General features: G+C 57.8%; 16 protein-coding genes. 9 read left to right on the forward strand and 7 right to left on the reverse strand.

What is annotated here, in order from left to right:
• Positions 1 to 38: 38 nt before the first annotated feature.
• The 5 genes from fdhD to BLV81_RS05095 all read right to left on the reverse strand — a co-directional run bounded on the left by fdhD (position 39) and on the right by BLV81_RS05095 (position 7,702).
• The gene (gene fdhD, locus BLV81_RS05075; protein ID WP_092353085.1) at positions 39 to 854 is read right to left on the reverse strand and encodes a formate dehydrogenase accessory sulfurtransferase FdhD; all 816 of its coding nucleotides are present in this window, start codon (positions 852 to 854) and stop codon (positions 39 to 41) included.
• Positions 855 to 871: 17 nt separating this feature from the next.
• Positions 872 to 3,739, reverse strand: a complete 2,868-nt coding sequence (fdhF, locus tag BLV81_RS05080; protein ID WP_092353086.1) for a formate dehydrogenase subunit alpha — start codon at positions 3,737 to 3,739, stop codon at positions 872 to 874.
• A gap of 51 nt (positions 3,740 to 3,790) precedes the next feature.
• Positions 3,791 to 5,368: a formate dehydrogenase beta subunit gene (locus BLV81_RS05085; RefSeq protein WP_255364967.1), complete on the reverse strand. Its 1,578-nt coding sequence runs from the start codon at positions 5,366 to 5,368 to the stop codon at positions 3,791 to 3,793.
• Positions 5,365 to 5,895: a formate dehydrogenase subunit gamma gene (locus BLV81_RS05090; RefSeq protein ID WP_255364968.1), complete on the reverse strand. Its 531-nt coding sequence runs from the start codon at positions 5,893 to 5,895 to the stop codon at positions 5,365 to 5,367. Before BLV81_RS05090 ends, BLV81_RS05085 begins: the two co-directional genes overlap by 4 nt.
• 169 nt (positions 5,896 to 6,064) lie before the next feature.
• Positions 6,065 to 7,702 carry an OFA family MFS transporter gene (locus BLV81_RS05095; RefSeq protein WP_092353091.1) on the reverse strand — a complete coding sequence of 546 codons (1,638 nt, stop codon included), beginning with the start codon at positions 7,700 to 7,702 and terminating at the stop codon, positions 6,065 to 6,067.
• 164 nt (positions 7,703 to 7,866) lie between these two features.
• Between BLV81_RS05095 and BLV81_RS05100 the strand changes: the two genes are divergently transcribed.
• From BLV81_RS05100 to BLV81_RS05120, 5 genes are all read left to right on the forward strand, one after another.
• The gene (locus BLV81_RS05100; protein WP_092353093.1) at positions 7,867 to 8,943 is read left to right on the forward strand and encodes a substrate-binding domain-containing protein; all 1,077 of its coding nucleotides are present in this window, start codon (positions 7,867 to 7,869) and stop codon (positions 8,941 to 8,943) included.
• A 256-nt stretch (positions 8,944 to 9,199) separates the two neighbouring features.
• A complete protein-coding gene (locus BLV81_RS05105; RefSeq protein ID WP_092353095.1) occupies positions 9,200 to 9,979 on the forward strand; it encodes a basic amino acid ABC transporter substrate-binding protein in 780 nt (259 codons plus the stop codon).
• Between the two features lie 23 nt (positions 9,980 to 10,002).
• Positions 10,003 to 10,794 carry a basic amino acid ABC transporter substrate-binding protein gene (locus BLV81_RS05110; protein WP_092353097.1) on the forward strand — a complete coding sequence of 264 codons (792 nt, stop codon included), beginning with the start codon at positions 10,003 to 10,005 and terminating at the stop codon, positions 10,792 to 10,794.
• Between the two features lie 62 nt (positions 10,795 to 10,856).
• A complete protein-coding gene (locus BLV81_RS05115) occupies positions 10,857 to 11,654 on the forward strand; it encodes a basic amino acid ABC transporter substrate-binding protein (RefSeq protein WP_092353099.1) in 798 nt (265 codons plus the stop codon).
• A gap of 172 nt (positions 11,655 to 11,826) precedes the next feature.
• Positions 11,827 to 12,570 carry an amino acid ABC transporter permease gene (locus tag BLV81_RS05120; RefSeq protein WP_092353101.1) on the forward strand — a complete coding sequence of 248 codons (744 nt, stop codon included), beginning with the start codon at positions 11,827 to 11,829 and terminating at the stop codon, positions 12,568 to 12,570.
• Positions 12,571 to 12,657: 87 nt separating this feature from the next.
• On the opposite strand, the gene BLV81_RS05125 is transcribed toward BLV81_RS05120, so the two are convergent.
• Both BLV81_RS05125 and BLV81_RS05130 read right to left on the reverse strand, forming a co-directional pair.
• The gene (locus BLV81_RS05125; protein WP_176992754.1) at positions 12,658 to 15,966 is read right to left on the reverse strand and encodes a UvrD-helicase domain-containing protein; all 3,309 of its coding nucleotides are present in this window, start codon (positions 15,964 to 15,966) and stop codon (positions 12,658 to 12,660) included.
• Positions 15,963 to 18,707, reverse strand: a complete 2,745-nt coding sequence (locus tag BLV81_RS05130; RefSeq protein ID WP_092353105.1) for a PD-(D/E)XK nuclease family protein — start codon at positions 18,705 to 18,707, stop codon at positions 15,963 to 15,965. Before BLV81_RS05130 ends, BLV81_RS05125 begins: the two co-directional genes overlap by 4 nt.
• 323 nt (positions 18,708 to 19,030) lie before the next feature.
• Here BLV81_RS05130 and trxA point away from each other — a divergent pair, with 323 nt between their 5' ends.
• The 4 genes from trxA to BLV81_RS05150 all read left to right on the forward strand — a co-directional run bounded on the left by trxA (position 19,031) and on the right by BLV81_RS05150 (position 22,770).
• The gene (trxA, locus tag BLV81_RS05135) at positions 19,031 to 19,357 is read left to right on the forward strand and encodes a thioredoxin TrxA (protein WP_092353107.1); all 327 of its coding nucleotides are present in this window, start codon (positions 19,031 to 19,033) and stop codon (positions 19,355 to 19,357) included.
• 104 nt (positions 19,358 to 19,461) lie between these two features.
• On the forward strand, positions 19,462 to 20,724 hold the full coding sequence (gene rho / locus BLV81_RS05140) for a transcription termination factor Rho (protein ID WP_061532391.1): 1,263 nt from the start codon (positions 19,462 to 19,464) through the stop codon (positions 20,722 to 20,724).
• Between the two features lie 233 nt (positions 20,725 to 20,957).
• Positions 20,958 to 22,244 (forward strand): MFS transporter, encoded by a 1,287-nt coding sequence (locus BLV81_RS05145; protein WP_092353109.1) that lies wholly within the window; start codon positions 20,958 to 20,960, stop codon positions 22,242 to 22,244.
• Positions 22,245 to 22,500: 256 nt separating this feature from the next.
• Complete coding sequence (locus BLV81_RS05150) at positions 22,501 to 22,770, forward strand: type B 50S ribosomal protein L31 (RefSeq protein WP_092353111.1); 270 nt, start codon at positions 22,501 to 22,503, stop codon at positions 22,768 to 22,770.
• Positions 22,771 to 22,995 lie beyond the last annotated feature (225 nt).

The raw sequence follows: 22,995 nt of genomic DNA on the forward strand, positions 1-22,995 counted from the left end.
GCGCTACCCTTTCTGCTGCAGGTCGGTGTTGGCGGGGATCATGGCAGCAATCGCTGCGGATGGGCATACGCCACATGGCCGGCTTGCCGCACGAAACCAAGCAAGGTGACATTGGCCTGCTCCGCCAGACGAATCGCCAGCGCGGTCGGCGCCGATACCGCGACGATAAAACCGCATCCTGTGCTCGCCGCCTTTTGCACCATTTCATAACTGGCGCGGCTGGTGATCAGCACAGCGCCGCTGGAAAAATCCTGTTTGGGATTTTTTTGCGCCAAGGCGCCTATCAATTTATCGAGCGCATTGTGACGCCCGACATCTTCCCGCACACACGCAAGCTTGCCGTCAGCCTGTAGCCATGCGGCGGCGTGGGTAGCGCCGGTTACCTGCTGCAAATGCTGCTGCTTCTGCATCTCGGCCATTGCCGCGTATATGTCTGCCGCTGAGAACTGGGCATGGGAAGTTACCGGCGCCGGCTTACGTACCGCCTGCGGCAGGGTTTCTGCGCCGCACAAGCCGCAGCCGGTACGGCCGGTCAGGTTGCGCCGCTTCTCCTTGAGCGCGACAAAACGCTCGGTGGCAATCTGCATCTGCACCTGAATCCCGTCCGCTGCAGTGACGATCTCGCAATCGAACAACTCGCTGCGATCCTGCAAGATTCCCTCGGTCAAGGAAAAACCCAGCGCAAAATCTTCCAGATCGGCAGGCGACGCCATCATCACTGCATGCGAGATACCGTTGTATTCCAGCGCCACCGGCACTTCTTCCGCGACCACGTCGCGGCGCTTGCTGACGGCGCCGTTACTCCACCTCTCGACCTCGACTTCAGTGCTGCTGGCGTATTCGGGTGTGACCATGCTGTTCCTCTACGCTATTATTTGGTAACTGCAGCTTCAGCCGCATGCCCGGCCTGCCCTTGCAGCAGCTTCAACTGTTGTTCGGTGAAACGGCTGAACTGCTTCTGCCATGCGGACGGCTGGCTGACCGGCATGACCTGCACTGCCGTGACTTTATATTCCGGGCAATTGGTGGCCCAGTCGGAGTTATCGGTGGTGATGACGTTAGCGCCGGATTCAGGGAAATGGAAAGTGGTGTACACCACGCCCGGCTGCACTCTTTCAGTCACAGTAGCGCGCAGCACGGTTTGTCCTGCGCGCGATTCGATGCCGACCCAATCGTCTTCCTTGATACCCCTGTCTTCGGCATCGTGCGGATGGATCTCCAGCCTATCCTCGCTATGCCACTCGACGTTCTCGGTACGCCGGGTCTGGGCGCCGACATTATATTGCGACAAGATCCGGCCGGTAGTCAGGATCAAAGGGAATTTCGGCGTCACCTTTTCATCGGTAGCGAAATATTGGGTATTGATGAACTTGCCCTTGCCGCGCACGAATTGATGGACATGCATGATCGGCGTGCCATCCGGCGCGGCGTCATTGCAAGGCCATTGGATGCTGCCCAGCTTTTCCAGCTTGGCATAGCTGACGCCGCGGAAAGTCGGCGTCAGCGCGGCGATCTCGTCCATGATTTGAGAAGGATGCTGGTAATTCATCGGATAGCCGAGAGCCTCCGACAAGGCGACCGTGACTTCCCAATCCGACTTGCCGCCCTTGGCCGGCATCACTTTGCGTACGCGCGAGATACGCCGCTCGGCATTGGTGAAAGTGCCGTCTTTTTCCAGGAACGACGATCCGGGCAAGAACACGTGCGCATATTTTGCGGTCTCGTTGAGAAACAGATCCTGGACCACGATGCATTCCATCGCTGCCAGCGCAGCGGTGACGTGCTGCGTGTTCGGATCCGACTGCACGATATCCTCGCCTTCGCAATACAGGCCCATGAAGCTGCCATCCATGGCGGCATCGAACATGTTCGGAATCCGCAGGCCCGGTTCGGGGCTCAGGGTGACGCCCCAGGCTTGTTCGAACGCGCCACGCACGGTGCTGTCCGAAACATGCCGGTAGCCTGGTAATTCGTGCGGGAACGAGCCCATGTCGCAGGAACCCTGGACATTGTTCTGGCCGCGCAGCGGATTGACGCCGACACCTTCGCGGCCGACATTGCCGGTCGCCATCGCCAGGTTGGCGATACCGATCACCATGGTCGAACCTTGCGCATGCTCGGTCACGCCGAGGCCGTAGTAGATGGCGCCATTGCCGGCGGTGGCAAACAAGCGCGCCGCGCCGCGCAGCTGATCTGCGGGAACGCCGATGATATCGGCCATCATTTCCGGCGAATTCTCCGGCCGCAATACGAATTCCTTCCAGTCGGCATAGGATTTCTGATCGCATCGTTCGGCGACGAAATCTTCTTTCTGCAAACCTTCCGCCAGGATCACATGCGCCAGCGCGGTGATCAAGGCGACGTTGGTGCCGGGCCGCAGTTTGAGATGGTAATCGGCCTGCACATGCGGCGATTTCACCATTTCGGTAGTCCGAGGATCGATCACGATCAGCTTCGCGCCCTGGCGCAGGCGGCGTTTCATTTGCGAAGCAAACACCGGATGGGCGGCAACCGGATTGGCGCCGATGACCATGATCACATCCGACTTCATCACCGAATCGAAAGTCTGGGTGCCGGCCGATTCGCCCAGCGTTTGCTTCAAGCCGTAACCGGTAGGCGAATGGCAGACACGGGCGCAGGTATCGACGTTGTTGTTGCCGAAAGCGGCGCGCACCAGCTTTTGCACCAGATAGGTTTCTTCATTGGTGCAGCGTGAGGACGTGATGCCGCCGATGGAATCCTTGCCATGCTTGGCCTGGATGCGACGGAACTCGCTGGCCGCATAGGTCAATGCTTCGTCCCACGACACTTCGCGCCATGGATCGGTGATCTTGCTGCGTATCATCGGCTTGGTGATGCGGTCCTTGTGGGTCGCGTAACCCCAGGCAAAGCGGCCTTTGACGCAAGCGTGACCGTGGTTGGCTTGGCCATTCTTGTGCGGCACCATGCGCACCACTTCATTGCCCTTCATCTCGGCCTTGAGCGAACAGCCGACGCCGCAATACGCACAGGTAGTGATCTTGCTGTGCTCGGCCTGCCCCATCATGATCACGGTCTTTTCAGTCAGCGTCGCCGTCGGGCAAGCTTGCACGCAAGCGCCGCAAGACACGCATTCCGACTCCATGAAACTATCCATCTGTCCGGCCGACACACGCGATTCGAAACCGCGGCCGTCGATTGTCAGTGCAAATGTGCCCTGGGTTTCTTCGCAAGCGCGCACGCAACGGTTGCAGACGATGCATTTGGACGGATCGTAGGTAAAGTAAGGATTCGATTCATCCTTCTTCATCTTCAGGTGGTTCTCGCCGTCGTAGCCGTAGCGCACCTCGCGCAAACCGGTCACGCCCGCCATATCCTGCAATTCGCAATTGCCGTTGGTGGGACAAGTCAGGCAATCGAGCGGGTGGTCGGAGATATACAACTCCATCACGCCGCGCCGGATATCGGCCAGCTTCGGGGTCTGGGTCTTGACCTTCATGCCAGACTCGCACGGTGTGGTGCAAGATGCCGGGTAACCTTTCTTGCCGTCGATTTCCACCAGGCACAAACGGCAAGAACCAAACGGCTCCAGGCTATCCGTAGCGCACAATTTTGGCACGTTGATGCCGGCTTCCGCCGCAGCACGCATGACCGAAGTGCCGGCCGCCACCTCGACGCTGACGCCGTCGATTTCCAGTACGACTGATTTCTCGGATTGCTTGGCCGGTGTGCCGTAGTCAAGTTCATTCAGCTGATTCATCACATACTCCTGGTTCCAATGGAACGTGGGTGGCGTTAGTCGTGCAGACTGTCAGGCGGCCTTGCCGGCGGCGCCGTGAGCAAAATCTTCGGGAAAATGATCGAGGGCCGACAGCACCGGCAGCGGCGTCATGCTGCCCATCGCGCATAAGGAGCCGTTGATCATGGTGTCGCACAGATCCCGTAGCAGATGTATTTCATGCACCTGGCCGGCGACAATCTTGTCGAGCACCTCGACGCCGCGGGTGGAGCCGATGCGGCAAGGCGTACATTTTCCACAGGATTCAATCGCACAGAATTGCATCGCGTATCGCGCTTGTTTGGCCATGTCGACGCTATCGTCGAACACCACGATGCCGCCATGTCCCAGCATGCCGCCGACTGCGGCGAAGGCTTCGTAATCGAGCTTGGTATCGAACAGCGACTCCGGCAAATACGGTCCCAGCGGACCGCCGACTTGCACTGCGCGTATCGGCTTGCCGCTGGCAGTGCCGCCGCCAAAGTCGAACAGCAGTTCACGCAAGGTGACGCCGAACGCTTTCTCCACCAGGCCGCCATAGCGGATATTGCCGGCCAGCTGCATCGGCAAGGTGCCGAGCGAACGTCCCATGCCGTAATTTTTATAAAAGGCCGCGCCGCGCGCCAGGATGATAGGCACCGAAGCCAGCGAGATCACGTTGTTGATCACGGTCGGCTTGCCGAACAAACCTTCGATGGCCGGCAGCGGCGGCTTGGCGCGCACCACGCCGCGTTTGCCTTCCAGGCTTTCGAGCAAGGCGGTTTCTTCGCCGCAGATGTAAGCGCCGGCGCCTTTGCGAACCTCCAGATGGAAGGAATGGGGCGAACCGAGAATATTCTCGCCCAGATAATTCCGGCCGTTTGCCGTGACGATGGCCTGGTTCAGCGCCGCGATCGCATGCGGATACTCCGAACGGACATAGATGTAGCCCCGGGTCGCGCCAACCGCCAGCGCTGCAATCGTCATGCCTTCGATCAGCATGAACGGATCGTCTTCCATCACCATGCGGTCCGAAAACGTACCGGAATCGCCTTCATCGGCGTTGCAGACGATGTATTTTTGCCCAGCCTGGGTATTGGCCACCGTTTTCCATTTGATGCCGGTCGGGAAAGCTGCGCCGCCGCGGCCGCGCAGGCCGGACTCCAGCACTTCCTGCACCACGTCTGCGCTGGACAGGGTCAAGGCCCGCCGCAAACCGGCGTAGCCTTCATGCGCAAGATAATCGTCCAGCGACAGCGGATCGGTGATGCCGACCCGCGCGAAGGTCAGGCGCTCTTGCTTCTTCAAATAGGGAATTTCTTCGACCAGCCCCAGCGCCAGGCGATGCTGGCCGCCAGCCAGGAAATCGGCATCGAACAGTCCCGCCACATCGTCCGGCTCGACCGGCCCGTAACCGATGCGTCCGGCGGCGGTCGCCACTTCCACCAGCGGCTCCAGCCAGAACATGCCGCGCGAACCGTTGCGTACCAAGGTGATTTGCTGGCCGCGCTTATCCGCTTCGGCGACGATTGCCGCAGCGAGCTCGTTCGCTCCCAGGGCGAGCGCGGTAGAGTCGCGCGGCAAGTAAACGGTGATACCGGTGCTACCGGCAGTGCCCATGGCGGTACTCATTGCGCACCTCGCTTGGCACGCACCAGCTTGTTGAATTTGTCGTTGCTGACGCGCGCATACAGATCGTCGTCAATCTGCATATTCGGACCGCAGGCGCATTGGCCCAGGCAATACACCGGTTCCAGCGTGAACTCGCCGTCGCTGCTGGTGCCATGGAAATCGCAGCCCAGGGCCGCCTTGACGTGCGCTGCCAGCGCGTCTGCGCCAACCGCCTGGCAGGCTTCGGCACGGCATAGCTGGACTATATGGCGCCCTGCGGGTTGCTGGCGGAAATGGTGGTAGAAGCTGATCACGCCATGCACTTCAGCGCGCGACAGATTCAACTGGTCGGCGATCAACGGCACTACCGACGGCGGTATGTAGCCGAGCGCATCCTGGATCGCATGCAAGACCGGCAGCATGGCGCCGGGCATGGCCTGGTATTTTTGAATAATGGATTTGACCTGGTCCAGATCAACAGATGGGTCCGACGGTACAATTTGTGACGCTGGCGAAACTTGAGAGCTTTGCTCGATTTGCATCTTCACGACAGTCTCCTACCGGTATCCGGTACTACAAAAGGTGCGCAGAATGGATGTTCTTGTTATAACTCGATGCACCTTGATCGGCGCACAACGGTGCGTCTTGAATTCTGTACCACACTGATCAGTCGCAGGGTGGGCATGGGCGCCCACCCTGCTTCACTACCCTACTCTACTACTTAAACAATACTGCAGATTTCTGCAGAGTGATCGAAATCCCCCAAACCAGAGGAATGATCACCGCCGCCCACGAGGCCCACAGCACCGCCGGGTTACCGCCGTTGCCGATGCGCGCCATCACTTCAGGCGCCAGCACCGTTTCGCCGCCGGCGGCAGCCTGCTCATGCGCCAGTTGTTTCTCGCGTGCCAGTTCTTCCGGCGTCATGAAGTACTTTTCGGCGACCGGCCTGATCATCAGGTTGCACAGCAGGCCGACCACCAGCATGCCGGCCAGGATATACATCGTGGTGTTGTAGACCGCTTCACGCGGGATCCCAAGCGAAAGCTGATACTCGCGCATGTAGTTCACTACCACCGGCCCGAGAATCCCGGCAGTCGCCCAGGCAGTCAGCAGACGGCCATGGATCGCGCCTACCATCTGGGTGCCGAACAAATCGGCCAGATAGGCTGGCACCGTCGCAAAGCCGCCGCCATACATCGACAGGATCAGGCACACTGCGGCTACGAACAGCGCCACGCTGCCGGCCGCACCGGACCAAGGCAAGCTCACATACAGCACAAAGCCGAGGACAAAGAACACGACGTAAGTCATCTTGCGTCCGATATAGTCGGAGCAAGTGGCCCAGGCGAAACGGCCGCCAATGTTGAACAAGCTGATCAAACCGGTAAAACCGGCGGCAATCGCTGCTATCGCACTTTTTTGCTCAACCGACAATTCCGTAAACTTGGCGCTCACCCCCAGCAAATGGCCGCCGAACATTTCTTGCAACATGGGCGACGCCATGCCGATCACGCCGATGCCGGCCGAGACGTTCAGGCACAACACCAGCCATACCAGCCAGAACTGTGGGATGCCCCAGACCTTGCTGACATGCACGTGATGCTGGGTAATCATGGCGTTGCCACTGGCGGCAGGCGGGGTCCATCCGGCCGGTTTCCAGCCGCCAGGCGGAATCCGGTAACCGAAAGCGCCGGCCATCATGAATACAAAGTAGATCAAGGCCATCACCACAAAAGTCTGCCAGACGCCGACCGAGACGTCGCTAGCGAAATGCTTCATCAGCTTGTCTGCCAGCGGACTGCCGATCAGCGCACCGCCGCCGAAACCCATGATCGCCATGCCGGTCGCCATACCGCGGCGGTCCGGAAACCATTTGATCAGCGTCGATACGGGCGAGATATAACCCAGCCCGAGGCCGATCCCGCCAATCAATCCCGATCCCAGCCAGATCAGCCATATCTGGTGTTCATACACCCCGAGCGCCGAAATCAGCAAGCCGCCGCACCAGCACACGGCAGCCACAAAACCAGCCTTGCGCGGACCGACGTGTTCCAGCCAGCCGCCCCAGATTGCCGCCGACGTTCCGAGCAAAACGAAGAACATGGTGAAGATCCAGCCCAGCATTGAAATCTTCCAGTCGCAATTACTTGCGAATATTTCAGCAAAGAAACTCAACTCCTTTGCGCAGACGACCGATTCCTTGATCCCTACCGCTTTCGACAGCGGCAGCCAGAACACGGAAAAACCGTAAGCCATGCCAATACACAGGTGGATTGCCAACGCTGCCGGCGGCACCAGCCAACGGTTGAAGCCTGGACCGGCAATGGTCCGTTCTTTATCTAAAAATCCCACATTCCCCCCTGGAAATAAAAAAGCTTATATGTACCATAGGTAATTGCTTACATATAGTTTTATTTGAGAAATATTTTTCTTCCTTATGTTCTTCCTGTATATCTCCTATAGATATGCAAAATATCACTAGTAAGCGGCCTGCTCAATAGGCTATATTTTGCATAATGTATAGAGTCAAAATCAAACCGCATTGGGAAATCTCGCGCGATGCAGAGTCGCCGCTGGATACCGCTGTTTTATTGACATTGCTCGCGGCAATCCAGGAAACCGGCTCGATTGCCAACGCCGCCAAACAGACCGGCGGCTCTTACCGTCACGCCTGGGGCATGCTGCGCGATGCCGAACGCATGTTCGGCCATCCACTGGTAGAAACCGGGCGCGGCCGCGGCAGCCGCCTGTTGCCGCTGGCAGAAAAACTGATCTGGGCCGATCGCCGCATCGCGGCGCGCTTGTCGCCGACGCTGGAAACCTTGGCTTCCGAGCTGGAAGGCGAGCTGAGCAAAACGGTAAGTTGCCGGCCGCCGATGATCCGCCTGAACGCCAGCCACGGCTTTGCCGTCGCCGCATTGCTGAATCAGCTGAATGAACAGCAGCTGCCGGTGGAACTGCGTTATCGCAATAGCGCCGATGCGGTGGCGGCGCTGGCGCGGCAGGAATGCGACCTGGCCGGCTTTCACGTACCTTTGGGCGAATTCGAAGAAGCATCGGTGGCCGGCTATAGCCAGTGGCTGGATAAAAACAAACATTGCCTGATTCACCTGGCGGTACGCAACCAAGGCTTGATGGTGGCGCCGGGGAATCCGAAACACATCGTCGGCTTATCCGACCTGAGCCGTCCAGGCGTACTTTTTGTCAACCGCCAGCCGGGTTCCGGCACCCGCATGCTGCTGGAACTGATGCTGTCCAGGCAAACGCTGTCAACCGCCGCCATCGACGGTTTCGAAACTGCCGAATTCACCCACTCCGCAATTGCCGCTTTTATCGCCAGCGGCATGGCCGACGTCGGTTTCGGCGTGCAAACTGCGGCTCAGCGCTTCGGCCTGGATTTCATCCCGCTGGTGCGGGAGCGCTATTTCTTTGCTGTATCAAGCAGCGCCTTGAACGATCCGCTGATGCAGCAAGTGATCGGCATCTTGCAATCAAGCTCGTTTCGCGCAATTGTCGACCAGATCAGCGGCTACGATGGCAGCGCCACCGGCGAGATTTTGTCGCTGCCGGAAGCGTTCAGGGGCCTGCATTAAAGTCGCAGCTGCGGCCCATGCATTGGTCGGATGGTGTCGCGGAGCCCTGCAAGCGGCATTTATCTGCAACGCATCTATATAAATCATTGTTATTTGCATAGATGAATCTAAAATAGCGGCTGATTCCACACCATATTGATTAAACAGCAACGACCAACCCGGACGAGAAGGCTGCGCGTAGCGGCCACTCTTGAAAGCCGGTTTTCGTCGCCGATGTGAACCGAAACACTTTACCGATCTTTACAGGAGATACTCAATGAAACGCATTTTCAATCTGGGCCTGTGCGTACTCGCGCTGTCGTTGGCGGCTTGCGGCAAGCAGGAACCGAAAACGGCGGCAGCGCCTGCGCCGACTGAATACCTGGTCGGCGCCGAAGCGACTTTTGCGCCGTTCGAGTACCAGAATGAACAAAAGGAAATCGTCGGCTTTGATGTCGATGTAATGAATGCAATCGCCGACAAGGGCGGTTTCAAGATCAAGTTCGTCAACACGCCGTTCGAAGGCATCTTCAATTTCCTGGCGCAAGGCGACCGCGATCTGCTGGCATCGGCGATCACGATTACCGACGAACGCAAGCAGACAGTCGATTTTTCCGAGCCCTACTTCGAAGCCAATCAATTGATCGTGGTGCCGAAAAATTCCACAGTCACGAAATTTGCCGACCTGAAAAGCATGAAGGTTGGCGTGCAAAGCGCCACCACCGGCGATGAAATCGTGCAAAAGGAATTGGGCAAGAGTAATCCCAACATCAAGCGCCTGGAATCGGCGACCCTGGTAATGAAAGAGCTGGAAGGCGGCGGCGTTGAAGCAGTCGTATCCGACAACGGCGTGATCAAGAACTACATCAAGAACAATCCATCCGAAGGCTTCCGCTTTATCGCCGATCCGGCCTTCCCTAAAGAGTACTACGGCATCGCGGTCAAGAAGGGCAACGCCGAGCTGCTGGCCAAGGTCAACAAGGGACTGGCGGCAATCAAGGCCGATGGCACTTACGACAAGATCTACGCCAAGTACTTTGCCGAGACAGCCAAATAAGAAACATAAAAACGGGAGAAAACATGAAACAACGATATCTGCCGGCCCTGACTCTGGCGCTGCTGTGTTCTCTTGCCGTTCTGGCAGGTTGCGGCAAGCAGGACGGCAACTCTGCGGCGACCGCGGGCAACACTGAATATGTGGTTGGCGCCGATGGCGCTTACGCGCCGTTCGCTTCCGAGAATGAACAAAAAGAACTGGTCGGCTTCGATGTCGAGATCATGCAAGCCGTGGCCGACAAGGCCGGCATCAAGATCAGGATCGTCAATACGCCGTTCGACGGCCTGTTCAATGCGCTGGCCCAGGGCGACCGCGACATCCTGATTTCCACCATCACGATCAACGACCAGCGCCGCCAAACCATGGATTTCTCGGAACCCTACTTTGTGGCCAAGCAGCTGATCGTGCTGCCGGCGAATTCCACGGTGGCCAAATTCGACGATCTGAAATCCTTGAAGATCGGTGTCCAGAGCGCTACTACCGCTGACGAAGCGGCACAAAACCTGGTCGGTAAAAACAGTCCTAGCGTCAAGCGCTTCGAATCGATGCCGCTGGCGTTTCAAGAGCTGGAAGGCGGTGGCGTCGATGCCGTGGTCGGCGACAACGGCGTCGTCACCAATTTCGTGAAGAACAATCCAGGCAAGAATTTCCGCATCGTCAACGATCCGGCTTTCCCCAAGGAGTATTACGGCATCGCGGTCAAGAAGGGTAATGCCGCACTGCTGGCCAAACTCAACCATGCGCTGGAACAGATCAAGGCCGACGGCACCCAGGACCGGATATACAAGAAATATTTCGCGGACGAGAAACTATAAATCCGGCTATGAATTCAGCTGTGAATCCAGCTGAGAATCCGACTTATTTTTGCGAGAGCACCATGAAAAAAATGTTACGCCGTTACCTGCCGCTATGCGCTCTGGGCATGAGCCTGCTTGCAGTGGGCGCCTGCAGTAAAAAGGAAGAAGCACCGGCTGCCGCTGCCAAACAAAGCCTGTACGTGGTCGGGGTTGAATCGGCTTATGCGCCGTTTTCCGCTGAAAACGAAAAGAAGGAAGTGGTCGGTTTCGACATCGATTTGATGAAAGCGATCGCGGCGAAAATCGGCATCGAAGTGAAATTCGTCCCGACGCCGTTCGAAGGCATCTTCAACTTCCTCGCTCAAGGCGACCGCGACCTGCTGATTTCAGCCATCACGATTACCGATGAGCGCAAACAGACCGTGGATTTTTCGACACCCTATTTTGAAGCCAGCCAGTTGATCGCCGTCCCGCAAGCTAATACCTCGGTCAAGCAGTTCAATGACCTGAAGACCATGAAAATCGGCGTGCAAAGCGCCACCACCGGCGATGAAGTGGTGCAAAACCTGGTCGGCAAGAACAATCCCAGCATCAAGCGCTTCGATTCCACCACGCTGGCCTTGAAAGAGCTGGAAAGCGGCGGCGTCGACGCCGTGGTGGCTGACGATCCGGTGGTGAGAAACTACATTACCAACAATCCGTCCGCCAGCTTCCGGGTGGTGACCGATGCCGGCTTTCCGAAAGAGTACTATGGCATTGCGGTGCGCAAGGGGAATACCGCGCTGCTGGCCAAGATCAATCAAGGCCTGGCCGATGTCAAAGCTGACGGCAGCTTTGACAAAATCAATGAAAAGTACTTTGGCAGCAGCAGCAAGTAATCAGTTGCGAATAGTTGGAAATCCCCCGCAGACCGCCTGTTTTTGGCTGTCTGCGGCAACTACGGTATAATTTCGCGCTAATTTTTAGTATCTTCCTGCATAGCCCGGATCGCCAACCAGCCGGATTACGCGTCCACTCAGCCCGTCACACCGTTTCGTCTCAATAACACTTATGGATTTTCGCTGGAGCATCATACAAGGCTACGCGCCGCTATTCGTCAAAGGCTTCTTCATGACGCTGCAGGTCGCCGTGATCAGTATCATCGTCGGCACCATCCTGGGCTTATTGCTGGGCATGCTGCGTCTGGCGGATGTCAAGCACGGGCCATGGAAATGGCCGCTCCGCGGCTTGAAAGGGCTGGCCAGCTTCTATGTCGCCTTCTTTCGCGGCACCCCGCTGTTCGTGCAGATCCTGCTGATCCACTTTGCAGTGATGCCGGTGCTGATCCATCAAGACAACGGCCTGCTGATCTCCGGCGAGCTGGCGCGCACCATCAAACAGGATTACGGCGCCTTCATCTCCGGCGTCGTGGCCTTGTCATTGAATGCGGGTGCGTACATTTCCGAGATTTTCCGCGCCGGCATCCAGTCGATTGACCGCGGCCAGACCTATGCCGCATCCAGCCTTGGCATGGGTTACAAACTGACCATGCGTTATGTGGTGCTGCCGCAAGCGTTTCGCCGCATGCTGCCGCCGCTCGGCAATGAAGCGATCACCCTGCTCAAGGATTCATCGCTGGTGTCGGCCATCGGCCTGGCAGAGCTGGCTTACGCAGCAAGGACCGTAGCGGGCGCCTATTCGCGTTATTGGGAGCCGTACATCACGATTTCCGTAGTCTATTTCGCCATGACCATGTGCCTGGCGATGCTGGTTGGCCGGCTGGAAAAGAAATACGCGGCGCCGCATCACCGTTGATTCCAGGCCAGCTGTAGCCATGCTCGAAAAGCCCTTATTTTCATTCAGGAAATAAGGGCTTTTTAACGCATAGCCGGTTACCAGTTGCTAGTCGATTTCCGACAAGCGCCCGTCTACTGTCAGCAACGCCGTGCGCAAGCGCTTGTCCGTAAACACTGCCTGCGCCGCTTGCCGATAAGTGCGCAACTGAGTCGTATACGCCGCAAGTTCGCTGTCGAGCAGATTGCGTTTGTAGTCCAGGATCCACACCTCCTCGTCAAAGATCACCACCCGGTCGAAACGCAGCACGACGTCATCGGCGATGATTTCCATTTCATTGCGCGCATGCAGGTGCAAGGCCGGATTAAAGAAATGCGCCAGATCGACCTGCTCCAGAATGGTCTGGGCCTGGCGCCTGACCAGCTTGGCCAACAGCAGCGGGCACGGTAGCCAGCGCGCAATCGTCTCGGCATCCGGCAGCACCACCGGCCATTGGCCGTGCTGGGTGACTCTTTCCAGCAAGCCGTGCAAGGCGATGCCTTCAGCGATCGCCTGGTTATCGAAAGCGGCGGCAGCCGCTACCAGCGGCGGCGGCATTTGCGGAGGATCGAATATTTCCTGCTCAAATCTTTGTGCGCCGTCGACCACGGCGGCAAGCTCTGCGACTGCATCGAAACTGGCTTCAGGTACCTGTTCGAGCCGTGCATACCAGCTGTCGTCCGTCACACCGCCGCTTCTGCCGGCGACACCGCTAATGATCAGCAACTGCTTGGCGCGGGTGGTAGCGACGTACAACAGGTTCCAGTCTTCCTGCGTCTTGAAACCTTCTTCTGCCGCAAACAAAGGATCGCGCGCAGCGCCACGCTCGGCGCTGCTGCCGAACGCGGAAAAGTGCTGCGGCGCTTCCGCGTCTTGCGGCCAGTCGCATAGGATGCCGTAGTCGTCGCGCGCAGGCTTGCTGTGGTTGGCGTCCAACAGCACCACGACCGGCGCTTCCAGGCCCTTGGCGCTGTGTACCGTCAGGATCCGCACTGCGTCGGTGGCGGCGTCGATACTGGCTTCGTCGGGAGCATCGCCGCCGGCGGCGTTCTGCAGGCTGCGCAGGGCGTCGATAAATTTCGGCAAGCTGGGATAGCGGCCCGCGTCCATGTTCAAGGCAAGTTCGACGAAAGTTTCGATGTTGCCGATGGCCTGGCTGCGCGACAGAGGCGTCGCGGCTTGCGCATAGCGGGCCAGCAATTGGCCCTGATGCAGGATCACATCGAGCAGATCGTGCACCGGCAAACGCGGTGCTGCTTGCAACCACTCTTCCAGCAAAGCGCTGGCGCGTCGCAGCGCCGGTGCGGCGTCATGCTCCAGCGCGGCAGCCCGCAGCCGCGCCCACCAGCCGCGTTCGGCGCGTTGCGCCAGGCCGATCAGATCATCGTCGCTGGCGCCGAAGATGGGCGATTTCAATACATGCCCCAACGCCCGCGCATCGTCGGGCGTGATCAGGAAAGTCAGCAAGGCAATCAGATCGGAAATTTCCAGCGACTCCAGCAGGCCGCCGCGCTTGTCGGACATGAACGGTATGCCGGCTTCGCGCAGCGCGCTCTCGTAGGCGCCGAGATGACTGCGTTTTTTAACCAGCAACATCACATCCGACCACTGAATTGTGCGGCTGCCCTGTTCTTGACGCACTACCAGTTCTTGCCTGGCGCGCCATAAAGCCTGCGCCAGCTGCCGGCCCTCGTCGCGGCGGCGCGCATCTTCCGATTCTTCGCGTGCGGTCGTCAGCGGATTACGCAGGCCCTGCGGCGCTTCCTCCACCTCATCGCCGGCTTGCCGGATCAAGGGCAAACGCCACACCTCGCCGCCGACTTCGCCCAGCGTGGTTTGCGCAGAAAACAGGGGATTGGCGTAGAAGCTGGCGTTCAACACATCCACAATCGCGCTGGCGTTGCGCCTGGTCTGATTGGCCTGCAACACCGTGGCGCCTTGTTCTTGCAATAATGTGCGCGCGGCTTCGAACACGCGCGGCTCGGCGCGGCGAAAACGATAGATCGATTGTTTGGGATCGCCGACCACAAACACGCTCGGCTGGCCGGCATCTTCACCATAGGCGCTCAGCCAGGCGCGCACAATGCTCCATTGAAGCGGATTGGTGTCTTGAAACTCGTCCAGCAGAATATGCTTGTAACGGCTGTCGAGCCGGCTTTGCAGATAGGCCGCGCTGTCCGGATTGGTCAGCAAGCGATAGGCCTGCCACTCCAGATCGGCGAAATCGAACACACGCTGCTCTGCCTTGAGCGCCTGATAGCATTCCAGATAGGCATTGCCGACGCTGAACAGATGCTGGTTCAAACTGAGTACTGTGCGTTCGTAACTGCGCTTGCGCAGCGCTTTGAGCGCTTCCCCGGTCGTAATAAATTGCGCGTCGAAGGCATCGAGGGCATTGCCGCCCAGGCTGTTTTCCAATGCTTTCAGCAAATCCTTGGTTTTGCCGTTACTACGCGGCTTGCCTGCGTCGTCAAAAAACTGATGGCAGAGGGCGTCGAAATTGACGACTGCCGCACCCGCCGTCAGCGCCATCTCGATCGCGGTCGCGCGTTTCTGGTTGGTCGCCGACCCCTGTCCCAGCAGCCAGGCAATCTGCTTCACTTGTGTTAATAATTTCTCGTCGTCCCACAAGGACAGGCGGGCGTCGGCTTCCGCATCTTCGCCGCACATTTCGCGCAGCCATTCCAGCGGCGCATCCACGCCCTGCTGTATCACCGCCCACCACTCGGCGCGCTTATCGATGAAAGCGTTCAATAATTTTCTTGTGCTGAAATCACCGGCCAGCTGATACAGCATCAGCAAATCCTGCTTGACCTGGCTATTCTCTTCGTCGTTCAGCGATTGCATGAAACGCAGATAGGCGTCGGCCTGCAATTCGCCGGTTTTCTCTATCAAGGCGTAGCCATGCGGCACACCCGAAGCCAGCGGCGCAATTTTCAACAGGCGCGCGAACCAGCTATGGAAAGTATCGATAGATAAACTTTGCGGACTGGCCAGCACGCGCTCATACAGATTGCGCGCAGCAGGCAATACTTGGGCCATGGCTTGTGGCGCGATGCCGCGTTCCAACAGCAAGTTGCGCACTTTGGCATCCGGCTGCAGGGCCAGATCGTGCAGCAGCTCCAGTAAACGTTCGCGCATTTCCTGCGCGGCCTTGCGGGTAAAGGTGATCGCCAGCAGTTCGGACGGTGCGGCGCCGGCCAGCAACAGACGCAACATGCGCGCCACCAGCAACCAGGTTTTACCGCTGCCGGCACACGCTTCCACCACCACCGAGTGCTGAGGATCGCAAGCGGCATTGGTAAAACTCTGGGCGTCGACCACTTCGCCATTCATCCGATAGGCGCTCGGCAGCGCGCTGTGCGCAGCTTCGTTCATTCCCACGCTCCCTTGCGGCACAGGCCGCGTACATCACAATACTGGCAAACCGAGGCGACACCGTTGGCAGGCAGACCGACGCCGTGTGCAATCGCCTGTACGTTGACCGAAATCTGCGCAGCCAAGGCGCGTTGCGCTTCGTCGTAATCGGGTGCGCTCACATCGCCGACCTTGTCTTTGGTAGTTTCCAGCGCGACGTAGTGCGCCGCCGCAACCGGTCGGTCCGAGAGCAAACCGTAGAACGCCAGTTGATGATCTTCATGGTCTTTCAGTTTCTTATTCAGCACGAGCAGGTTGTTGGTCTTGTAATCAAGCACCGCGCGTTCACCGGCATCGTTCTCGTCGATCCGGTCAATCCGGCCATGCAGAGTCAGATCGCGATCCGCCAGCTGCATCGGCTTTTCATACGCCTGCTCGCCGAATACGAAACGCCAACCCTTCGCTTCTTGCTCATTGGCCCAGACGACATAAGCCGAAATCACCTTTTGCCAGCGTGAGTAGTAACCAAGGGCTGCGGCATTTTTGGCGATGACGTTGTCGAATAATTTTTTTGAAATATCCGCCAGCAACGCTTCGCGCTGCTCTGCAGGACATGGCTGATCGCGCAGGCTTTCGTGGTAAGTCTCCAGGATTTCATGCAGCCAGCCGCCGTAGTCGCGCTTTTCCGGCAGATCGGACAGCTCATCCAGCGATGCCAGGCCCAACATGCGGCGCGCAAAAAATTGATATGGGCACTGGATAAAGCTGTTGTAGGCACTGGCTGACAGGCGGCTTGGCGTCAGCTGCGGCGCCGCCGGCGCCGGCATGACTGGCGGCGTAGCCTGCAAGCTCTGCGCCGCAATCTTCGCCCGTCTTGCAGCCAGCGCAGGCGCGCCATGGCGCGCCAAGGTGAGTTGCAGGCGCTCGATCCAGGGGCTGACCGGATTCGGTTCGCCATCCTTATGCGCCTGCCAGGAAAGCACTACCTGCGGATTCATCGCCAGCAATTCGACCACGTCGCGCAGTTGCTGGCGCTGCCGGCTCTCGCGTGTCGCCAGACCCAGTTCACGCCTGACGGTATTGGCGAAGAACAACGTCTCTTGCGGTTGCGATGGCAGGTGGTCGGCATCTGCTCCCACCATCAGCACCGCATCGAAGGTGCGCAAGCGGGCGCCGTTCAACGGCAGCATCACTACCCGGCGGTCATTGATGGCGCTGATGAAACTGGTATCGTCGAGCTGCAGATTGACCAGTGCGCGCCATTCCGGAAAGGAGAATAGCGCAGCAAAATCATTGGCCGGCGGCGCAATATTCTGCAACAACTGCAAGATCTGCTGGCCGGCCGCATCCGCACTGAGCGCCGATGCGATGCCTAAACACTCCAGTGCCGAAGCGGTGGCGGCAATCCAGTCGCGCAAATTCTTGCGGCCGCTGAACAACGCCGCCTGCTGCGCCAGCAAGGCTACCGCCTTTTGCTCGGCCGGCGCCGCATTCAGCGCACTGATCACCGTGCGCCACTCGCCGAGCACGTTGGCGCGCCGCAGCAGCAATTCTATTTTCATCACCAGCGCCGACTTGTTGGCGATGCTGTCCTGCGCCTCATGCAGTAAATCCCTGGGCGCTTCGTTCAATACAAACGGCGACTTCAGCAAATCCAGCAAGGCGGTGGTTTCGCCGCGTGCAGCGACGACATCGAACCAGGCGGCAATGGCGGAGGCTGCGCGCGTGGTCGACAACTTCCAGCCGGTTTCATCGGCCACATGAATCTGCGCACGTTCCAGCAAGGCGCGAATCCGCCTTGCCACTACCCGGTCCTGCGCCACAATCGCCAGATTGGTTTTGCCCGACTGCAGCCAGTCGATCACCATTTGCGCGCCCTGCACCGCTTCGTCTTCGACACTTCCGGCCGCGCACAACAGCAGCTCGGCCGGCTGCGCATGATCGCTGACAGCGATATCGGCCCGCTCTTCGCCGGTTACGGCTGCCACCGCCTCCACCAGCTCCGGCCAGGCCGCTGCATAAGTCGGCAGTATCGCCGGCGCACGCCAGTCGAGCGTCATCGTCACCACCCGCTGACGCCTGGCATAGGCGTCGAGAAAAGCTTGTTCCAAAGGTTCCGGCGCTACCGAACTGATCCAGATCAGCGGCTGGCTTGCGCTTTCTGCTATTTGCAGCATTTGCGCGAAACGTGCCGCTATCGCATCGTCGGCATCCAGCTGGCTTTTCCAGATCGACCACACCAGCTGCGTTTCATCCGACAATAATTTGCGCGCATCCGGCGACAATTGTTCCAGCGCGCTCTGCCAGCGCTGTTCCGGATCGCTGGCAGCATCGGCGTGCAGCCCGGGCAGTAAAGCCTGGGTCAATTCGTCTGATAGCGCTAACAGCGTTTGTGCCAGCGGCAGCAAATCGGTATTGCGACGCGCTGTAAATAATTTCTTCAGCCAGCCGTGCTGGCGCAATTCAGCATACAAGCGCATCAGCCGTTCGCTGGCGGGCAGCACGTTCGGCAACGGCGCTAACGTCATCAGCCAGCCGGACAGGGTAAAGAATTGCGGCGGCACGAAAGTCCCGCCTAATTCTGCAGCGATTGCCGCTTTCAACGGCTGCGCATGAGCGAAAGTCGGCAGCACCACGCGCCAGCGGGCGAAATCGCGCTGGCCGCCTGCGCCGCTGTCCTGGTGGCAGGCGGCCAGCAATGCACGTGCCGCAGCCGGCCAGAAATTGGCAGAAGGCACAAGTTTTATGGATTCTGGAGGCATGTGGCTCACTGGAAGGACGGGACCGGCCGCTCTGCTACGGGAACTTACGCCCTCGCATTTTTGCAACAATTAGCTTCATTTTATGCGAGGCCCTGAAAAAATAAGCTCAAAATAAATACATCACCCACACTTTTTATTAAAATCGGTTATGATTTAGTGAATATCCCGCCGCAACACCTCTTACCACACCCACAAAAACTTGAATTCGCGCACGGCATCCCCACTTATTCAATAGAATAGGGAACGCCGATGGCAACCACCAAGCTGGAATGGTAAGTAGTCTTGGCACACATTGATTCTTTTTCCCTCACATTGAGGAAACCATGAGCGAACACATTAAACATACTTCCGACGCATCCTTTGACGCAGATGTACTTAAATCAGACAAACCGGTCCTGGTCGATTTCTGGGCTGAGTGGTGCGGTCCTTGCAAGATGATTGCCCCCATCCTGGAAGAAGTTGCCAAGGAATACGGCGACAAGCTGCAGATCGTCAAGCTGGACGTTGATGCCAACCAGGCAGTGCCTGCCAAGCATGGCATTCGCGGCATTCCGACCTTGATCCTGTTCAAGAACGGCGTACCTGCGGCACAAAAAGTCGGCGCGCTGGCCAAAGGCCAGCTGACCGCATTCATTGATTCGAACCTATAATAGCAACCGCGGCGGTGCGCCCGCATCGCCGCTTGTGTTTTACTAACGACACCACGCAGTTCCCTCCCCCACCCAATACTTCCCATCCCGGGACACTCATACCTATGCATTTATCTGAATTAAAGGCGTTACACGTCTCCGCCCTGCTAGAAATGGCAATCGGCCTGGACATCGATAACGCAGCGCGTTTGCGCAAACAAGAACTGATGTTCGCGATCCTGAAAAAGCGCGCGAAATCAGGAGAACAGATTTTTGGCGATGGCGCCCTGGAAGTCCTGCCTGACGGCTTTGGCTTTCTGCGCTCGCCCGACGCCAGCTACATGGCGTCCACCGACGACATTTATATTTCGCCTTCGCAAATCCGCCGCTTCAACCTGCATACCGGCGATTCGATCGAAGGCGAAGTGCGTACGCCGAAAGACGGCGAACGCTATTTCGCACTGGTCAAGGTCGACAAGGTCAACGGCGAATCGCCGGAAGCGTCGAAACACCGCATCCTGTTTGAAAACCTGACGCCTCTGCACCCGAACAAACCGCTGCCGCTGGAACGCGACATGCGCGGCGAAGAAAACATCACCGGCCGTATCATCGACATGATCGCGCCTATCGGCAAAGGCCAGCGCGGCCTGCTGGTGGCATCGCCGAAATCGGGTAAATCGGTCATGCTGCAACACATTGCGCATGCCATCACGACCAACCATCCCGACACCGTGATGATCGTCCTGCTGATCGACGAACGTCCGGAAGAAGTGACGGAGATGCAGCGCTCGGTGCGCGGCGAAGTGGTTGCATCCACTTTCGACGAACCGGCCACGCGTCACGTGCAAGTCGCCGAAATGGTGCTGGAAAAAGCCAAGCGCCTGGTGGAAATGAAAAAAGACGTGGTGATCCTGCTTGATTCGATCACCCGCCTGGCACGTGCCTACAACACCGTGATCCCTGCTTCCGGCAAGGTGCTGACCGGTGGTGTCGACGCCAACGCGCTGCAACGTCCGAAACGTTTCTTCGGCGCCGCCCGTAACATCGAAGAAGGCGGTTCGCTGACCATCATTGCTACCGCCCTGATCGAAACCGGCAGCCGCATGGATGACGTGATCTACGAAGAATTCAAGGGTACCGGCAACATGGAAGTGCATCTGGAACGCCGCCTCGCCGAGAAGCGCGTTTATCCGGCCATCAACCTGAACAAGTCCGGCACCCGCCGCGAAGAATTGCTGATCAAGCCTGACCAGCTGCAAAAAATCTGGGTGCTGCGCAAGCTGCTGTATAGCATGGATGAGATCGAAGCGATGGAGTTCATCCTCGACAAGATGAAATCGACCAAGAATAACGCTGAATTCTTTGACATGATGCGGCGCGGCGGCTGATCGGCTTCGGCATCGCTCGTGTCGGTTGAAATCCATCTCAACCGAAAACAAAAAAAGTCTGACCTGCGCAAGCACGTCAGACTTTTTTGCAGATATCTGCAGCGGCGCAAACCCGGCTGCGGAAGATCGTGATTTGCAGCGAGGACGGGAGGTCGAATGACAAGGTGTAGGCTGAGCAGATTCACCTGTTAAATGCTATCCTTTCGAACCTCAATTTTTCGCGACAACACGCCATGGCGACGACTCAATCCAGCCCATCGAAATTCAGCACCGTGCTACGGGTTACCAGCGGTAACTTCATGGAGATGTTCGATTTCTTCCTGTTCGGCTTTTACGCGACCTACATTTCAAAAACGTTTTTCCCGGCCGGCGATGAATTTGCTTCGCTGATGCTGACTTTCATGACTTTCGGCGCGGGCTTTCTGATGCGTCCCCTGGGCGCCATCATCCTCGGCGCCTATGTCGACCGCGTCGGCCGCCGCCAGGGCCTGATCACTACCCTGGCGCTGATGGCAGTCGGCACCATGCTGATCGCTTTCGTACCCGGTTATGCCACCATCGGCTATGCCGCGCCGCTGCTGGTATTGATCGGCCGCTTGCTGCAAGGATTTTCGGCAGGGGTTGAACTGGGCGGCGTCTCGGTCTATCTGTCGGAAATGGCCACGACCGGCAACAAGGGTTTCTATGTCAGTTGGCAGTCGGCCAGCCAGCAAGTGGCGATCATCGTCGCCGCGGCGCTCGGTTTCGGCTTGCAAGTGTGGCTGCAGCCTGCGCAAATCGCGGACTGGGGCTGGCGCGTGCCGTTCTTTATCGGCTGCATGATTGTGCCGGTGCTGTTCATGATCCGCCGCTCCCTGCAGGAAACCGAGGAGTTCATGGCGCGCAAGCACAAGCCGGCGGTGCGCGAAATCCTGCGCTCCATGGTAGCTAACTGGGGCCTGGTGGCAGCCGGCATGATGCTGGTATCGATGACTACCGTCTCGTTCTACCTGATCACCGTCTACACGCCGACTTTCGGCAAGAGCGTATTGAAACTCAGCACCATCGACGCACTGGTGGTTACCTTCTGCGTCGGCGTATCGAACTTCATCTGGCTGCCGGTGATGGGCGCCCTGTCGGACCGCATCGGCCGCAAGCCGCTGCTGCTGACATTTACCATACTCACCATCCTGACCGCCTATCCCGCCTTGTCGTGGCTGGTGGCTGACCCGACCTTCCAAAAGATGTTGATGGTCGAACTCTGGCTGTCATTCCTGTATGCCAGTTATAACGGCGCCATGGTGGTGGCCTTGACTGAAGTCATGCCGGTCGAAGTGCGCACTGTGGGTTTTTCCCTCGCTTACAGCCTGGCAACTGCGATTTTTGGCGGCTTTACGCCAGCCATCGCGACCGGCCTGATTGAATACACCGGCGATAAGGGCGCACCCGGCATGTGGATGACTGCCGCGGCGGTATGTGGCTTAATTGCAACATTATATTTGTACCGCAGAAGCGGCAATCAAAGAACAGTGCCAGCATAAAGCCAGATGCAGCCTGGGTGAATCCGCTGCTCGCCCAGGCAAATATTAAACTAGCAATATGGCAAAGCCGCCCTAAAATATCCCCAAGGCACTGATTTCATTCGTTTTTTCCGACTCACAACCGGATTTATCGGGATTTATCCGGTTTTATTGTATAATTCGCGGTTTTCCACCCCCGGCAAGTGATCGACAATCGGGTCAAGAAGCAAGACGACCGACGAAGTGATTGATTGGCTACCACTCAATAGAGGCAATTATGAAAGACGGCATTCACCCAAATTACCGCGAAGTTCTGTTCCACGACGTTTCGAACGATTTCAAGTTCGTGACCCGTTCGACTATCCAGACTCGCGAAAACATCACCCACGAAGGTAAAGAATATCCTTTGGTGAAGATTGAAGTTTCGTCGGAATCGCATCCGTTCTACACCGGTCAACACAAAATCGTCGACACCGCTGGTCGCGTTGACAAGTTCCGTAAGAAATTCGGCAGTGTCGGTTCCAAGACTTCGATCGCAAATACTTAATTCGGTCGCATGTTTAAAAAGGCAGCTGCGGCTGCCTTTTTTTTATCGGGGTTGGCAGCATGGGTGAAATCCAAGATCCGGCAACGCATCGCAGCTAGCTCTTTGATAAATCGTAAAGAACTACTGGTTTCCTTGAGAATATCAAGAACAAAAATTACGCTCAGCAATAGCGAAGTACCCCGCTATCCGGCACAATACCCAGCAACTCAACATTGATCAGACGCC

Origin of the sequence: Collimonas sp. OK242 (assembly GCF_900107095.1) — a bacterium.
Classification (GTDB): Bacteria; Pseudomonadota; Gammaproteobacteria; order Burkholderiales; family Burkholderiaceae_D; genus Collimonas.

Bases quoted from the DNA above. Each gene is read 5' to 3' on its own strand.
- BLV81_RS05085 (WP_255364967.1), bottom strand. From the start codon at position 5,368: ATGAGTACCGCCATGGGCACTGCCGGTAGCACCGGTATCACCGTTTAC.
- BLV81_RS05115 (WP_092353099.1), top strand. From the start codon at position 10,857: ATGAAAAAAATGTTACGCCGTTACCTGCCGCTATGCGCTCTGGGCATG.
- BLV81_RS05145 (WP_092353109.1), top strand. From the start codon at position 20,958: ATGGCGACGACTCAATCCAGCCCATCGAAATTCAGCACCGTGCTACGG.
- trxA (WP_092353107.1), top strand. From the start codon at position 19,031: ATGAGCGAACACATTAAACATACTTCCGACGCATCCTTTGACGCAGAT.
- BLV81_RS05100 (WP_092353093.1), top strand. From the start codon at position 7,867: ATGTATAGAGTCAAAATCAAACCGCATTGGGAAATCTCGCGCGATGCA.
- BLV81_RS05110 (WP_092353097.1), top strand. From the start codon at position 10,003: ATGAAACAACGATATCTGCCGGCCCTGACTCTGGCGCTGCTGTGTTCT.
- BLV81_RS05120 (WP_092353101.1), top strand. From the start codon at position 11,827: ATGGATTTTCGCTGGAGCATCATACAAGGCTACGCGCCGCTATTCGTC.
- fdhF (WP_092353086.1), bottom strand. From the start codon at position 3,739: ATGAATCAGCTGAATGAACTTGACTACGGCACACCGGCCAAGCAATCC.
- BLV81_RS05150 (WP_092353111.1), top strand. From the start codon at position 22,501: ATGAAAGACGGCATTCACCCAAATTACCGCGAAGTTCTGTTCCACGAC.
- rho (WP_061532391.1), top strand. From the start codon at position 19,462: ATGCATTTATCTGAATTAAAGGCGTTACACGTCTCCGCCCTGCTAGAA.
- BLV81_RS05125 (WP_176992754.1), bottom strand. From the start codon at position 15,966: ATGAACGAAGCTGCGCACAGCGCGCTGCCGAGCGCCTATCGGATGAAT.
- BLV81_RS05130 (WP_092353105.1), bottom strand. From the start codon at position 18,707: ATGCCTCCAGAATCCATAAAACTTGTGCCTTCTGCCAATTTCTGGCCG.
- fdhD (WP_092353085.1), bottom strand. From the start codon at position 854: ATGGTCACACCCGAATACGCCAGCAGCACTGAAGTCGAGGTCGAGAGG.
- BLV81_RS05105 (WP_092353095.1), top strand. From the start codon at position 9,200: ATGAAACGCATTTTCAATCTGGGCCTGTGCGTACTCGCGCTGTCGTTG.